Raw genomic sequence first — 14,745 nt, 5'->3', positions numbered from 1 at the left:
AACAAAGTGACCTGGATCACTACCCCCCGCGCCGGGCCTCCCGGTCGCGCGACTTCACCAGGGCCCGCGCGATCCCCGCCAGCCCCAACCCGATCGCCAGCACCGGCAGCACCCAGACCAGGTCGAAACCCCAGTCCCCGGTGCCGCGCACCACGAACGCGGCCCCCAGGCCGATGAAGAGGAGGCCGGCGACCAGCGAGCCCCAGTCGGTCCTACGGCGCGACACGGTGCACCTCCAGATCGCCCGCGTACGAGGAGAGGTTGACGACCAGGGTGGGCGGCTCCGCGCCGCCCCCCTTCCGCCCGCCCGCGGGGGCCTCGGGCTCGAAGGTGTTGGCCGCCTTCAGCCGGGTCCCCGAGCGCATCCACCCCTGCATCCGGATCTCGCCCACCACCGCGCTCCCGTTCACCACCACCCGGGCCTGGGGCGGGACGAACACGTCCAGCGCCCCGAAGCGCACGTCGGCCTCGACGTCCACCCGCTCCCCGGGATCCAGCTCCATCCCGGTCAGGTCCAGATCAGCGGTTCCCACGGTCAACCGGTACTCCTCTTCAGCCAGGTCCGCGGCGCTCCGCGGATGCCATTCGGCCCTGCCGAACCGCAGCTCGGTCAGGTCGGTGGCGGCGGAGGCGGCGGTCAGCGCCACCGCCAGCACGCCCGCGGCGACCAGGCCGCGCGGGTCGCCCGCCCACGCCCCGACGAGCAGGGCCGCACCGATGATCACTGCGACGCTCCCCAGGTAGACCGGCCCGGTCTCCGGGCCGAACAGCGTGTCCGCCGAATAGCGGCCGGTGGCGATCATCGCGACCCCGGCCGCCGCGACGGCCGCCCAGAACGCGAAGGCGAGCAGCCGCACGCCCCGGTCGCGCCGGGACCGCCGCCCGGCCCGCGGGTGCGGCACCCCGCATCCGCTGCTCCCGTCCCGCTCCCCGCCTCCGTCCGGCCCGTCCTCGCGGGCCTCCCCGCCCCCGTCCGCCTCCTCCTCGGCGTCCTCCTCGCCGCCCCGGCCGGCCACCACCGCCAGGTCGATCGGGCCCGAGAGCGGCTGCGCCCACGGCTGGGCCGGGTTGTAGTAGGCCGGCTTCGGCTCCGGGGCCGGCGCGGCCGGCGGCGGCCGGTGCGCCCTGAGCAGCGACGGCAGCTCGCGGAAGAGCCGCTGCAGGTTGACGCCGCGGTTGCGGGCCGAGAGCAGCCCCAGGATCAGCGGCGCGGCCAGCACCATCGTCCCCCAGCCGAACCCGCCGACCAGGCTCAGCGCGGTCAGCGCGGCCAGCGCCACGGCCAGCAGCGCGGGCACCGCCCGCGGCGGGATGCTCCGGTTCAGCAGCTGCTCGAACATGGCCGGACCGCCGTCGGCGTCCCGCATCGTCAGCCAGGCGCCCACATAGAGCAGCACCCCCGCGCCGCCGGCCAGCCCGGTCAGCGCGAAGGCGACCCGCCACACCACCGGATCGGTGCCGGTGTAGCGGCCCAGGCCGGTGCAGACACCGGTCAGCACCCCCGCGTCGCGGTCGCGGCGCAGCGTGCCCTCCTCGGCCTCCGGCTCCTCGTCCACGGTCCTCACCACGTCTCCTCCACGCCACCATGGTCGCGCCCACCAGCACCGTTTCCCATCCGGGACGACCCTGACCCCACCCTGAGCCCCGCGCGCCCCGCTCCGGGCCCGCTCCGGGCGAGCCCCTGATGCCGCCCCGGCCCGCCGCGCGGCATCCTGGTAGCCGAGCACCGGCCACGGAACGGAGAACGCGACGCGATGGCGGCGGAGACCACGGCGGCCGAAGAGGAGCCCCGCCTGTACCGGGCGCGCGAGGGCCGCCTGCTGGGCGGGGTCGGCGCCGGCCTCGCCCACCACCTGGGCATCGACCCCGTGGTGGCGCGGCTCGCCCTGCTCGCCCTCGCCTTCGGCGGCATCGGCATCGCCGTCTACGCCACCCTGTTCTTCCTGGTACCCGTCGAGAACGGGGCGGAGACCCGGGAGGACGAGCAGGACGCCTCCCGCCGCCGCGGCCGCGACCTCAGCCAGCTCCTCGGCTACCTCGCCCTCGCCGCCGGCCTCGGCGTCCTCTTCCTGGTCTTCGGCGGCCTGTTCGACCCGCTGCTGTGGTTCCTGGTCTTCGGCGCCATCGGCGCCGCCATCCTCTGGCAGCAGGCCAACCCGGCCCAGCGCGACGAGTGGGTCTCGGTCACCGCGATCCGCAGCCGGAAGAGCTGGATGCGGGCGGGCGCCGGCATCATGCTCATCGTCATCGGGGTGTTCGGCTTCCTCGCCTTCCAGCAGCAGCTGCACGAGGCCCGGGCCGGGCTCACCTTCGCGCTGGCCATGCTCGCCGGGATCAGCCTCATCGCCGCCCCCTGGATCGTCGGCCTGGTCCGCGAGCGCGACCGGGAGCGCCGCGAGCGCATCCGCAGCCAGGAGCGCGCCGAACTCGCCGCGCACATCCACGACTCGGTGCTGCACACCCTCACCCTCATCCAGCGCCGCGCCTCCGACCCGCGCGAGGTCCAGCGCCTGGCCCGGGTGCAGGAGCGCGCCCTGCGCAGCTGGCTCTACCAGCGCCCGGCCGACGCGGAGAGCACCGTCAAGGCCGCCCTGGAACGGGTCGCGGCCGAGGTGGAGGAGGAGCACGGGGTGCCGATCGAGGTGGTCTGCGTCGGCGACGGCGAAATGGACGACGCGGTCCACGCCGAGCTGCGCGCCGCCCGCGAGGCCATGGTCAACGCCTCCAAGTACGCCGGCACCGACACCGTCTCGGTCTTCGGCGAGGTCGAACCGGACGAGGTGCTCGTCTTCGTCCGGGACCGCGGCGAGGGCTTCGACCTGGACGCCGTCCCCGAGGACCGGATGGGCGTGCGCGGCTCCATCATCGGCCGGATGGAGCGGCACGGCGGCAGCGCCCGGATCCGCACCGCCCCGGGCGAGGGAACCGAGGTGCAGCTGCGGATGCCGCGGATCACCGCGGCCGAATGAGGGCACCGCTCCCGGCCGGGCCGCCCGGATGGGTACAGTCCACAGTGTGGGAGACACTGTGGGAGACGGTAAGAGCACCTTCGCCGACGGCGCGGAGGTCCCCCGCGTCGTGATCGTGGACGACCACCGGCTGTTCCGCAGCGGTGTCCGCGGCGAACTGGGCGACGCGGTCGAGGTGGTGGGCGAGGCCGGCGACGTCGACGCGGCGGTCCGGGTCATCACCGAGCACCGCCCCGACCTGGTCCTGCTCGACGTGCACCTGCCCGGCGGCGGCGGAGTGGAGGTGCTCCGCAGGGTGCTGGCCAAGCACCCCGACATCCGCTTCCTGGCCCTGTCGGTGTCGGACGCCGCCGAGGACGTCATCGGCGTGGTGCGCGGCGGCGCCCGCGGCTACGTCACCAAGACCATCTCCGGCAAGGAGCTCGCCGACGCCATCGTCCGGGTGGCCGACGGCGACGCGGTCTTCTCCCCGCGCCTGGCCGGGTTCGTGCTGGACGCGTTCTCCGCCACCGACGCCCCGCCGATGGACCCCGAGCTGGACCGGCTGACCCAGCGCGAGCGCGAGGTGCTCCGGCTGATCGCCCGCGGCTACGCCTACAAGGAGGTCGCCAAGGAGCTCTTCATCTCGGTGAAGACCGTGGAGACGCACGTCTCCTCGGTGCTGCGCAAGCTCCAGCTCTCCAACCGGCACGAACTCAGCCGCTGGGCCACCGCCCGCAAACTCGTCTGAGCGCCGCCCCGGCCCCGGAGCACCGCGGCCCCTCCCCGGAACCGGGAAGGGGCCGCGACCGGATCCGGCGCTAGCGCAGCGCGTCCATCATCCGCTTGAGGAACGCGTCGCCGTCGACCTCCTGCACCAGGGTGACCAGCGGCCGCTCCGCCCCCTCCGCGGTGGAGAACGGGCGCAGGTCGGCGATGGTCAGGCCGCGGGTGTACTCGCCCTTGAGCTCCACCATGACCGGGCGGTCCACCGACCGGGTCACCAGCGACCGGTCCAGCAGGATCCCGGCGGCCAGCGGGTCGTGCATGGCGCTCTGCCGCACCCCGAACACGCTGCTGTACCAGCCGTAGTAGAAGTCCAGGAACGCGGCGGTCTTCCCGGCGCGCTCACCGGCCAGCGTCTTCAGCTCGTCCAGCCACTCCCCGGGCGCCACCGTCTTCATGGTGACGTCCAGCGCCACCAGGTCCAGGTCGAAGCCGGCGGCGAACACCCGCTCGGCGGCCTCCGGGTCGTTGGAGGTGTTCGCCTCGGCCCACGGGGTCACGTTGCCCGGCTCCTGCACCGCGCCGCCCATCACCACGACCTTGCGGAGCAGCGACGGCAGCCGCGGCTCCAGCGCCAGGGCCAGCGCGATGTTGGTGAGCGGGCCGACCGCGAGCAGGTCGATCCCGCCCGGGTTCTCCCGGGCCAGCCGGACCAGCAGCTCGGCGGCGGACTCCTCGACCGGGGAGCCGGCCGGGGCGGGCAGCTCGACGTCGCCCAGGCCGTTGGCGCCGTGCACCGACTCGGCCAGGCTGGGCTCCTGCACCAGCGGCCGCTCGGCGCCGCGCGCGACCGGGACCTCCGGGCGGCCGTACAGCTCCAGCAGCCGGAGCGCGTTGTCGGTGGTGATGTCGACGCTGTTGTTGCCGAACACGGTGCCGACGCCGACCAGCTCGACACCGGAGTCGGCGGTGAGGTAGGCGAGCGCCAAGGCGTCGTCGATCCCCGGGTCGCAGTCGATGAAGACGCGCACGGGAGCCCCCCAATCGTTTTTCGGGACGGCGGGCGCTCCGGGCGGAGCGCGGCCGTTCGCAGGTGGAACGTGGCTGTCGGAGCGAAATGCCCGACCGACCACCCTATTCGACGGCCGGGCGGGCGACGGTATTCCACCGGCCCTCCCGGAGCGGGGAGGAAGCAGCCCGGGAACCCTCGTAGGCTGGACGGGTGTCCTCTGCAGAGTCGCTCCTCGAAGGCCTGAACGCCCCCCAGCGGGAAGCCGTGACGCACTCCGGCTCCCCGCTGCTCATCGTGGCGGGGGCGGGGTCGGGCAAGACCCGGGTCCTCACCCACCGCATCGCCCACCTGCTCGCCGAGCGCGGCGTGCGCCCCGGCGAGGTCCTCGCGATCACCTTCACCAACAAGGCCGCGGCCGAGATGAAGGAGCGGATCGAGGGCCTGCTCGGCTCCCGGGTCGCCAACACCATGTGGGTGATGACCTTCCACTCGGCCTGCGTGCGGATCCTCCGCCGCGAGGCCACCAGGCTGGGCTACCCGAGCAACTTCACCATCTACGACTCCGCCGACTCCAAGCGGCTGATGCAGCTGGTCTGCAAGGAGCTCGACCTCGACCCCAAGCGCTTCCCGCCCAAGTCGTTCTCGGCCCAGGTCTCCAACCTCAAGAACGAGCTGGTCGACTACGACACCCACGCCGACCAGGCGCAGACCGAGCAGGAGAAGCGGCTCGCCGAGGCCTACGCGCTCTACCAGCGGCGGCTGCACGAGGCCGGCGCGATGGACTTCGACGACCTCATCATGGTCACCGTCAACCTGCTGCAGATGTTCCCCGACGTCGCCGAGCACTACCGGCGCCGGTTCCGGCACCTGCTGGTCGACGAGTACCAGGACACCAACCACGCCCAGTACGCGCTGATCCGCGAACTCGTCGGGGACGCCGGCGCGGAGGGGGGCGCCCCCGCGGCCGCCCCGCCGCCCGAGCTGTGCGTGGTGGGCGACGCCGACCAGTCCATCTACGCGTTCCGCGGCGCCAGCATCCGCAACATCCTGGAGTTCGAGCGGGACTACCCGCAGGCCCGCACCATCCTGCTGGAGCAGAACTACCGCTCCACCCAGACCATCCTGAACGCCGCGAACGCGGTGATCGAGCGGAACGACGGCCGCCGGGCGAAGAACCTCTGGTCCGACCAGGGCGCCGGCCCCCGGATCACCGGCTACGTGGCCGACAACGAGCACGACGAGGCGGCGTTCGTCGTCGGCGAGATCGACACCCTGAACGACGAGGGCGCCGCGAAGCCCTCCGACGTCGCCGTCTTCTACCGGACCAACGCGCAGTCCCGGGTCTTCGAGGACGTCTTCATCCGCACCGGGCTGCCCTACAAGATCGTCGGCGGGCTCCGCTTCTACGAGCGCAAGGAGATCCGCGACATCCTGGCCTACCTCCGGGTGCTGGCCAACCCCGAGGACACGGTCAGCCTGCGCCGCATCCTCAACGTGCCCAAGCGCGGCATCGGCGACCGGGCCGAGGAGACCGTCGAGCTGTTCGCCGCCCGGGAGCGCACCTCCTTCGCCCGCGCACTGGCCCGCGCGGACGAGGCGCCCGGGCTGGCCACCCGCTCGCTGAAGGCGATCCGCGAGTTCAACGCCCTGCTGGACGAGCTCCGCGGGATGGTGGAGACCTCCTCCCCGGCGGAGCTGGTGGAGGCGGTGCTGCAGCGCACCGGCTACCTCTCCGAACTCACCGCCTCCAAGGACATCCAGGACGAGAGCCGGGTGGAGAACCTGGAGGAGTTCGTCGACGTCGCCCGGGAGTTCGAGAACACCTTCTCCGGCCCGCTCTACCCGGAGGACGCCGAGGAGGGCGCCGAGGACGAGGGTGCCGAGGAGGGGGCGGAGCCGGACACCGGACCCGGCGAGCCGACCCTGGTCGACTTCCTGGAGCAGATCTCCCTGGTCGCCGATACCGACCAGATCCCGGACGCGGAGGAGGGCGGCGGCGTCGTCACCCTGATGACCCTGCACGCCGCCAAGGGGCTGGAATTCCCGGTCGTCTTCCTCACCGGCATGGAGGACGGGGTCTTCCCGCACATGCGGACCCTCGGCGACAAGCGCGAACTGGAGGAGGAGCGCCGGCTCGCCTACGTCGGCATCACCAGGGCGCAGGAGCGGCTGTACGTGAGCCGGGCCGCGGTGCGCAGCGCCTGGGGCACCCCGTCCTACAACCCGCCGTCGCGCTTCCTGGACGAGGTCCCGGGCGAGCTCGTCGACTGGCGCCGGGCGGAGTCCTCGATGTCGAGCCTGTCCTCCCCGCGCCCGCGCCGCGAACCGCCGGCGCGCCGCCCCGCCAAGGACGTCCCGCTGCTCAGCCCGGGGGACAAGGTCACCCACGACTCCTTCGGCATGGGCACGGTGATGCTGGTCGACGGCGCCGGGGACAAGACCAAGGCGCGCATCGACTTCGGCGCGGACATCGGGGAGAAGGACTTCCTGGTCAAGTTCGCCCCGATCGAGAAGCTCTAGGGATCCGCGGAGAGGGTCCGCGGAGGCCTCGCGGGAGAAGCACACCAGGGGCCGGCGCCGCGCGGGCGCCGGCCCTTCGGCGTACAGGGGGACATCCGCCGTACGGCCGGTGGACGCGGGGATGCAACCCGGGGGACGCCTCGGAGACACACCGGAGTTTCCGGGAAAGCGTCCGAAGCACTGCGGGGAGCCTGTAGAGTTGAGACATCGGCAGGCGGAAGCGGGTCACACCGCAGAGCGGCCGACCCCCACTCCAACGGATGGCGCGAGCACTCGCGGCGGCCTTGTAGGGTGGGAACCACTCCGGAAAACCTCACCGGTCCTTGACGGGTAGGAATTTCTGAGTAAACTGGGAGAGTTGGTCTCAAGCCAGAGCTTCTGATAAGCTCGACGGCGAGGGGTCAGCCCCGAAAAAGCGGAAAGCGCCGCCTCTAGCGGAAGAGCGACCGGGCCGATCCAAGATCGGCGGGGAAGCTTCTACGGGATGAGCGGTTGTTTCTTGAGAACTCAACAGCGCGTGTTCAATACTTTATGTGCCATGTTTGTTTTGGCCCCGTCGGATCGCGGTCTTTCGGCCGATGGTCCGTAGGGTTCCTTTGATTGGATATCGGGTGGTTTTTCCGCCACCCGGGTTCGGTCAGGGTTTCTCTTCCAGGTTTCACCCCCGGGCGACCGGCGGGTGGGTTAGACCTTGATGGAGAGTTTGATCCTGGCTCAGGACGAACGCTGGCGGCGTGCTTAACACATGCAAGTCGAGCGGTAAGGCCCCTTCGGGGGTACACGAGCGGCGAACGGGTGAGTAACACGTGAGCAACCTGCCCCCGACTCCGGGATAAGCGGTGGAAACGCCGTCTAATACCGGATACGACCCGCACCCTCATGGGTTCGGGTGGAAAGTCTTGTCGGTCGGGGATGGGCTCGCGGCCTATCAGCTTGTTGGTGGGGTAACGGCCTACCAAGGCGATTACGGGTAGCCGGCCTGAGAGGGCGACCGGCCACACTGGGACTGAGACACGGCCCAGACTCCTGCGGGAGGCAGCAGTGGGGAATCTTGCGCAATGGGCGGAAGCCTGACGCAGCGACGCCGCGTGGGGGATGACGGCCTTCGGGTTGTAAACCTCTTTTACCACTCACGCAGGCCCCGGGTTCTCCCGGGGTTGACGGTAGGTGGGGAATAAGGACCGGCTAACTACGTGCCAGCAGCCGCGGTAATACGTAGGGTCCGAGCGTTGTCCGGAATTATTGGGCGTAAAGAGCTCGTAGGCGGCGTGTCGCGTCTGCTGTGAAAGGCCGGGGCTTAACCCCGGTTTTGCAGTGGATACGGGCATGCTAGAGGTAGGTAGGGGAGACTGGAATTCCTGGTGTAGCGGTGAAATGCGCAGATATCAGGAGGAACACCGGTGGCGAAGGCGGGTCTCTGGGCCTTACCTGACGCTGAGGAGCGAAAGCGTGGGGAGCGAACAGGATTAGATACCCTGGTAGTCCACGCCGTAAACGTTGGGCGCTAGGTGTGGGGGCTTTCCACGGTTCCCGTGCCGCAGCTAACGCATTAAGCGCCCCGCCTGGGGAGTACGGCCGCAAGGCTAAAACTCAAAGGAATTGACGGGGGCCCGCACAAGCGGCGGAGCATGTTGCTTAATTCGACGCAACGCGAAGAACCTTACCAAGGTTTGACATCACCGGTAAACCGCCAGAGATGGTGGGTCCTTCGGGGATCGGTGACAGGTGGTGCATGGCTGTCGTCAGCTCGTGTCGTGAGATGTTGGGTTAAGTCCCGCAACGAGCGCAACCCTTGTTCCATGTTGCCAGCACGTGATGGTGGGGACTCATGGGAGACTGCCGGGGTCAACTCGGAGGAAGGTGGGGATGACGTCAAGTCATCATGCCCCTTATGTCTTGGGCTGCAAACATGCTACAATGGCCGGTACAGTGGGCGTGCGATGCCGTGAGGCGGAGCGAATCCCTAAAAGCCGGTCTCAGTTCGGATTGGGGTCTGCAACTCGACCCCATGAAGGTGGAGTCGCTAGTAATCGCGGATCAGCAATGCCGCGGTGAATACGTTCCCGGGCCTTGTACACACCGCCCGTCACGTCATGAAAGTCGGCAACACCCGAAACCTGTGGCCCAACCTTCGGGAGGGAGCGGGTGAAGGTGGGGCTGGCGATTGGGACGAAGTCGTAACAAGGTAGCCGTACCGGAAGGTGCGGCTGGATCACCTCCTTTCTAAGGAGTCTTTTGCAGCCGGCTGTTTTCCAAGTTTGGCCGGCGGACTCGAAAGTGGACCCGGACTCGCAGGCTTCGGCCTGGGGTTTTCCGGGATGGCCGTAGAGATTGAACTTCCCCGAGGTTTTCTGGAAGGCCTCGGGGCGCGCTGTTGGGTGTCTGAGGGAGCAACCGCTGGTTGTTTCCGGGTGCCACCCCGGTCGAAGACCCTGTCTTCCCTGGTTGTCCGGTTCCTGCCTGTTCGGGTTGGTGCGCCGGCTGGGTTGCGGGTGTTTTAGGCGGGTTCGTGGCTGGTGTTTTGATTCGTGGATAGTGTGCGCGAGCATCTTGTATCTGTGGTGGCCAAGTGAATGTGGCATACGGTGGATGCCTTGGCACCAGGCGCCGATGAAGGACGTGGGAGGCCGCGATAGGCCGCGGGGAGCTGTCAACCGAGCTGTGATCCGCGGGTGTCCGAATGGGGAAACCTAGCCCGAGTCGTGTCGGGTTGCCGCCGCCTGAATGTATAGGGCGGTCGGTGGTGACGCGGGGAAGTGAAACATCTCAGTACCCGCAGGAAGAGTAAACAACAGTGATTCCCTGAGTAGTGGTGAGCGAAAGGGGATGTGGCTAAACCGCGGGCGTGTGATAGACGGCGGTCGTTGCGTTCGCGGGGTTGTGGGATGTGCCTGTTCCCGGTCTGCCGGCCGGGTGCGCTGATGGTTCTTTTAGCCGAATCCGTTGGGAAGCGGAGCCGTAGTGGGTGAGAGTCCCGTAGGTGAAGGAAGAGCCTGGGCGTTGGCATGCTCCCGAGTAGCGCGGAGCCCGTGAAATTCCGTGTGAATCTGGCAGGACCACCTGCTAAGCCAAAATACGTCCTGGTGACCGATAGTGCACTAGTACCGTGAGGGAAAGGTGAAAAGTGCCCCGGTGAGGGGTCGTGAAATAGTTCCTGAAACCGTGTGCTGTCAAGCCGTCAGAGCCCCAAGCCGGGTGATGGCGTGCCTTTTGAAGAATGAGCCTGCGAGTTGTGGTGTGTGGCGAGGTTAACCCGGGTGGGGTAGCCGTAGCGAAAGCGAGTCTGAATAGGGCGCATGAGTCGCATGCTGCAGACCCGAAGCGGGGTGATCTACCCATGGCCAGGGTGAAGCGGCTGTAAGAGGTCGTGGAGGCCCGAACCCACCAGGGTTGAAAACCTGGGGGATGAGCTGTGGGTAGGGGTGAAAGGCCAATCAAACTCCGTGATAGCTGGTTCTCCCCGAAATGCATTTAGGTGCAGCGTCGCGTGTTGCCTGCTGGAGGTAGAGCTACTGTTTGGCTGATGGGCCCGACAAGGTTACTGACGTCAGATAAACTCCGAATGCCGGTCAGGTGGAGCGCGGCAGTGAGACTGCGGGGGATAATCTTCGTGGTCGAGAGGGAAACAACCCAGATCATCGGCTAAGGCCCCTAAGCGTGTGCTAAGTGGGAAAGGTTGTGGAGTTGCTGAGACAACCAGGAGGTTGGCTTAGAAGCAGCCATCCTTTAAAGAGTGCGTAATAGCTCACTGGTCAAGTGATTCTGCGCCGATAATGTAGCGGGGCTTAAGCACACCGCCGAAGCCGTGGAGCCTGCACGTTTGTGCGGGTTGGTAGGGGAGCGTCGTGCGTTCGGTGAAGCGGCCGGGTGACCGTGTCGTGGAGGGCGTGCGAGTGAGAATGCAGGCATGAGTAGCGAGAGCAACGTGAGAAACGTTGCCGCCGATTGACTAAGGGTTCCTGGGGCAGGTTAATCCGCCCAGGGTGAGTCTGGACCTAAGGCGAGGCCGACAGGCGTAGTCGATGGACAACGGGTTGATATTCCCGTACCCGTCCGTGCGCGTCCGATACCGAGTCCTTTGATGCTAACCACCACCGAAGCCGTTTTCTCCCTTCGGGGGGATGATGGTGGAGGCGTGGGACCCGATGGGGTAGTAGGTAAGTGATGGGGTGACGCAGTGGGGTAGCTCTACCCGGCGGTGGTTGTCCGGGGGTAAGCGTGTAGCCCGGGGTGCAGGTAAATCCGTGCCCCTCACAAGGGTGAGGCGTGATGCCGAGCTGTTTTCAGTGAAGTGAGTGATCCCGTGCTGTCGAGAAAAGCCTCTAGCGAGTTCGCGGGCGGCCAGTACCCGAAACCGACGCAGGTGGTCAGGTAGAGTATACCGAGGCGTTCGGGTGAACCATGGTTAAGGAACTCGGCAAATTGTCCCCGTAACTTTGGGAGAAGGGGAGCCCTGTCCGGTGATGGAACTTTGCTTTCTGAGCTGGGTGGGGTCGCAGATACCAGGGGGAAGCGACTGTTTATTAAAAACACAGGTCCGTGCGAAGTCGTAAGACGCTGTATACGGACTGACGCCTGCCCGGTGCCGGAACGTTAAGAGGACCGGTTAGATCTTTCGGGGTCGAGGCTGGGAATCTAAGCGCCGGTAAACGGCGGTGGTAACTATAACCATCCTAAGGTAGCGAAATTCCTTGTCGGGTAAGTTCCGACCTGCACGAATGGCGTAACGACTTCCCCGCTGTCTCAACCATGGGCCCGGTGAAATTGCACTACGAGTAAAGATGCTCGTTTCGCGCAGCAGGACGGAAAGACCCCGGGACCTTCACTATAGCTTGACATTGGTGTTTGGGATGGTTTGTGTAGGATAGGTGGGAGCCGGTGAAGCGGTCACGCTAGTGGCGGTGGAGGCGTTGGTGAAATACCACTCTGGCTGTTTCGGGCATCTAACCTTGGGCCGTGATCCGGTTCGGGGACAGTGTCTGGTGGGTAGTTTAACTGGGGCGGTTGCCTCCCAAAGGGTAACGGAGGCGCCCAAAGGTTCCCTCGGCCTGGTTGGCAATCAGGTGTTGAGTGTAAGTGCACAAGGGAGCTTGACTGTGAGACGGACGTGTCGAGCAGGTGCGAAAGCAGGGACTAGTGATCCGGCACCGGCGTGTGGAAGCGGTGTCGCTCAACGGCTAAAAGGTACCCCGGGGATAACAGGCTGATCTTCCCCAAGAGTCCGTATCGACGGGATGGTTTGGCACCTCGATGTCGGCTCGTCGCATCCTGGGGCTGGAGTTGGTCCCAAGGGTTGGGCTGTTCGCCCATTAAAGCGGCACGCGAGCTGGGTTTAGAACGTCGTGAGACAGTTCGGTCCCTATCCGCTGCGCGCGTTGGAGACTTGTGAAGGGCTGTCCCTAGTACGAGAGGACCGGGACGGACGAACCTCTGGTGTGCCAGTTGTTCCGCCAGGAGCATGGCTGGTTGGCTACGTTCGGGAGGGATAACCGCTGAAAGCATCTAAGTGGGAAGCCTGCTTCGAGATGAGGTCTCCTGCCCCTTCGAGGGGGTAAGGCTCCCGGTAGACGACCGGGTTGATAGGCCGGGTGTGGAAGCGTCGTGAGGCGTGGAGCTGACCGGTACTAATAGGCCGAGGGCTTGTCCGCCGCAGATGCTGGGTGTTCGCGCACACTGTTTTTCCCCCGCCGCCGGGGGCCTCGTGTTGGGGGTTTCGGCGGGTGGGGGGTCCGCGGGTCTGTTGGGTTTGCGGTGGTCATGGCGGGAGGGTCACACCCGGTCTCTTTTCGAACCCGGTCGTTAAGTCTCCCTGCGCCGATGGTACTGCCTCCATGGTGGGGGTGGGAGAGTAGGTCGCCGCCGCATTTCTTTTTCGGGGGTCTCCTGGTGCCTTTCGGGGTGCTGGGGGGCCCTTTTTTCGCACCGCCTTGTGAACATGTGAAACATGCATTCCCTGGTCGGCCCGAAGGTCAGGAGAGAACGGCCGCGGTCACGGCCCAGGCGATATAGAGCAGATTGACGGCCACGCGTGCCGCTCCGCCCGCGGGCCGGTCGAGAAAGCGCCGGGCGTCGCGGTCGCTCCGGGCCAGCGCATCGAAATGGGACACCAGGTAGCCGGTGATGAGAGCCGCCGCGCCCCAGGCGGCGGGGGAGCGGGTTCCCGGGACGAAGAGCAGCACGGCGAGCAGGATCTCGACCACCCCGCTGACGAGGACCAGCGGCCCCGAGACGGGGGCCAGCCAGGATGGGACCAGGGACCGGAAGTAACTTCGGAAGGCGAAGTGGCAGAGGCCGACCGCTCCCAGGAAGCAGCCGAGCGCCATGGCGACGGGAGCGCCGGGGCCGGCCGCTGCGGGGAAGAGCGAGGGCGGTATGTCCGTGAGGAGCGTGTCCATGGGCGGAGCGGGCGTGGCGGGAACGGCGGAGTCGGTCATGGGGCGATGATGGCGGCCTGCCGGACGTGGGTGCTTGAACGGAGCGATCGCCGGTCGGCGCTGGCCGCCGGCGCCGAGATGACGGTCTACGCGGAGGACGGCGCCTTCGGGGTCGGCCGGCACAGGGGGCCCGCCTGGAAGGTGGTCCTGGGGCGCGGCGGTCCGGTCGAGGCCGTCCTCGGAGACGGCCGGAGGATCGGCGGGGCAGGGCTGGCCGTCCCGCCGGAGACCGGGCACCTGTGCACTGCGGCGGGGGCGTTCACCGCGCTCTTCGTCGATCCCTGGCTACTGCGCCCGGCGGCGGGACCGGTGCCGCTCGGCGGGGGCGAGGTGCGCAGGCTGCTCGCCGCGCTGGGGCCGCCGGCCGAGAATCCGGACACGTCCGCGGCCTTCGCGGAGCTCACCCGGGTGACCGGGGCGGGGGCGCCGCTCGACCCGCGGGTGGAGTACGCGGTCCGGACGAGCATGCGGGCCGGCGGGGAGAGCGGGCGGATCGGCGCGATCGCCGCCGAGGTGGGGCTGTCGCCGGTGCGGCTGCGGGCGCTGGTCGGGGCCTCGGTGGGGGTGCCGCTGGTGCGGTTGCGCGGTTGGGCCCGGCTGCGTTCGGCGATCGGCCTGCTCGCGGACGGGTCCGCGGCGGACGCGGCGGCCGAGGCCGGCTTCGCCGACCAGGCGCACTTCACCCGGACGGCCGGCGGGCTGCTGGGCCGGACCCCGGGGTCGCTGCGCGGCGCGCGGGGGTAGGGCGGCGGAGGAGGCCCAGTGCGGATGAGGCGTCCACCCTGCTGGCGATGACGAACAGCTGGGCGCGCACCCCGTCGGGGGTGTCGAGCCGGTCGGCGAAGACCTCGCGCACCCGGCGGGCGGTCGGCGGGTGGGTGAGGCTGCGGCAGTACAGGGGGGAGGCGCCCCGGCCGGGCGGGGCGCCTCCCCCCTCTCAGTCGAGGATGCCCAGGGTGTGGCCGATCAGGTCGGCGAGGTCGGGGGGAGGACGGGTTCGCCGCCGATGAACTGGACCATGCCGGCGCCGGTGTCGGCGACCTCGTCGATGGCGCGCCGCCGGTCGCCGGCGGTCATGGTGCCGTGGGCGCAGGCGAGCCGGCAC

The 14,745-nt window shown here is 68.3% G+C and carries 8 protein-coding genes, 3 rRNA genes and 1 pseudogene; 7 read left to right on the top strand and 5 right to left on the bottom strand.

Annotated features, from left to right (window positions below):
• Positions 1–19 precede the first annotated feature (19 nt).
• Positions 20–226, bottom strand: a complete 207-nt coding sequence (locus J0910_RS27645; protein WP_420161457.1) for a hypothetical protein — start codon at positions 224–226, stop codon at positions 20–22.
• Positions 213–1,565: a PspC domain-containing protein gene (locus tag J0910_RS27640; RefSeq protein WP_420161456.1), complete on the bottom strand. Its 1,353-nt coding sequence runs from the start codon at positions 1,563–1,565 to the stop codon at positions 213–215. The genes J0910_RS27645 and J0910_RS27640 overlap by 14 nt, the downstream gene beginning before the upstream one ends.
• A 189-nt stretch (positions 1,566–1,754) precedes the next feature.
• Between J0910_RS27640 and J0910_RS27635 the strand changes: the two genes are divergently transcribed.
• Together J0910_RS27635 and J0910_RS27630 are read left to right on the top strand one after the other, a co-directional pair.
• Complete coding sequence (locus J0910_RS27635; protein ID WP_420161455.1) at positions 1,755–2,969, top strand: ATP-binding protein; 1,215 nt, start codon at positions 1,755–1,757, stop codon at positions 2,967–2,969.
• Between the two features lie 58 nt (positions 2,970–3,027).
• On the top strand, positions 3,028–3,699 hold the full coding sequence (locus J0910_RS27630; RefSeq protein WP_420162108.1) for a response regulator: 672 nt from the start codon (positions 3,028–3,030) through the stop codon (positions 3,697–3,699).
• A 70-nt stretch (positions 3,700–3,769) separates the two neighbouring features.
• On the opposite strand, the gene J0910_RS27625 is transcribed toward J0910_RS27630, so the two are convergent.
• On the bottom strand, positions 3,770–4,705 hold the full coding sequence (locus J0910_RS27625; protein ID WP_420161454.1) for a nucleoside hydrolase: 936 nt from the start codon (positions 4,703–4,705) through the stop codon (positions 3,770–3,772).
• Between the two features lie 191 nt (positions 4,706–4,896).
• Between J0910_RS27625 and pcrA the strand changes: the two genes are divergently transcribed.
• From pcrA to rrf, 4 genes are all read left to right on the top strand, one after another.
• On the top strand, positions 4,897–7,206 hold the full coding sequence (gene pcrA / locus J0910_RS27620; protein ID WP_420161453.1) for a DNA helicase PcrA: 2,310 nt from the start codon (positions 4,897–4,899) through the stop codon (positions 7,204–7,206).
• A 691-nt stretch (positions 7,207–7,897) separates the two neighbouring features.
• Positions 7,898–9,429, top strand: a 16S ribosomal RNA gene (locus tag J0910_RS27615).
• A gap of 339 nt (positions 9,430–9,768) precedes the next feature.
• Positions 9,769–12,855: ribosomal RNA gene (locus J0910_RS27610) — 23S ribosomal RNA — on the top strand.
• A 98-nt stretch (positions 12,856–12,953) separates the two neighbouring features.
• Positions 12,954–13,071 (top strand): 5S ribosomal RNA (gene rrf, locus J0910_RS27605).
• The 16S, 23S and 5S rRNA genes sit together here, the layout of an rRNA operon.
• Positions 13,072–13,175: 104 nt before the next feature.
• Here the strand turns inward: rrf and J0910_RS27600 are convergent.
• Positions 13,176–13,640: a DoxX family protein gene (locus tag J0910_RS27600; protein WP_420161452.1), complete on the bottom strand. Its 465-nt coding sequence runs from the start codon at positions 13,638–13,640 to the stop codon at positions 13,176–13,178.
• Between the two features lie 30 nt (positions 13,641–13,670).
• On the opposite strand from J0910_RS27600, the gene J0910_RS27595 reads away from it, so the two are divergent.
• Positions 13,671–14,384 (top strand): helix-turn-helix domain-containing protein, encoded by a 714-nt coding sequence (locus J0910_RS27595; RefSeq protein ID WP_420161451.1) that lies wholly within the window; start codon positions 13,671–13,673, stop codon positions 14,382–14,384.
• Here the strand turns inward: J0910_RS27595 and J0910_RS27590 are convergent.
• Positions 14,320–14,604 (bottom strand): annotated as a pseudogene (locus tag J0910_RS27590) (hypothetical protein); the annotation flags it as partial. The gene J0910_RS27595 and the pseudogene J0910_RS27590 sit on opposite strands and share 65 nt — an antisense overlap.
• Positions 14,605–14,745: the final 141 nt, after the last annotated feature.

The organism is Nocardiopsis oceanisediminis, from assembly GCF_048595525.1.
GTDB lineage: Bacteria > Actinomycetota > Actinomycetes > Streptosporangiales > Streptosporangiaceae > Nocardiopsis_A > Nocardiopsis_A oceanisediminis.
This window is presented reverse-complemented; position numbering and strand designations above follow the sequence as displayed.

What these genes read in the sequence shown, in the direction of transcription:
- J0910_RS27635 (WP_420161455.1), top strand. Translation starts at nt 1,755, where the DNA reads ATGGCGGCGGAGACCACGGCGGCCGAAGAGGAGCCCCGCCTGTACCGG.
- J0910_RS27600 (WP_420161452.1), bottom strand. Translation starts at nt 13,640, where the DNA reads ATGACCGACTCCGCCGTTCCCGCCACGCCCGCTCCGCCCATGGACACG.